We start from the raw sequence: 212 nt of genomic DNA on the forward strand, positions 1-212 counted from the left end.
AGCTGTCGAAGGTGGGACTGGCGATTGGGACGAAGTCGTAACAAGGTAGCCGTACCGGAAGGTGCGGCTGGATCACCTCCTTTCTAAGGAGCACTTCTAGGCCGCCTAGCGGTCCAGGGGCCAGTACATCGGCGAACGTCCGGTGCTGGTTGCTCATGGGTGGAACGTTGACTACTCGGCACACTTGACCAGCTTCTCTTCCCAGTACTGCT

At 58.5% G+C, this 212-nt stretch carries 1 rRNA gene; it reads left to right on the forward strand.

Annotated features, from left to right (window positions below):
• A 16S ribosomal RNA gene (locus tag KUM38_RS24060) occupies positions 1–83 on the forward strand; the annotation flags it as partial.
• Positions 84–212 lie beyond the last annotated feature (129 nt).

The organism is Streptomyces sp. AC558_RSS880, assembly GCF_019049255.1.
Classification (GTDB): Bacteria; Actinomycetota; Actinomycetes; order Streptomycetales; family Streptomycetaceae; genus Streptomyces.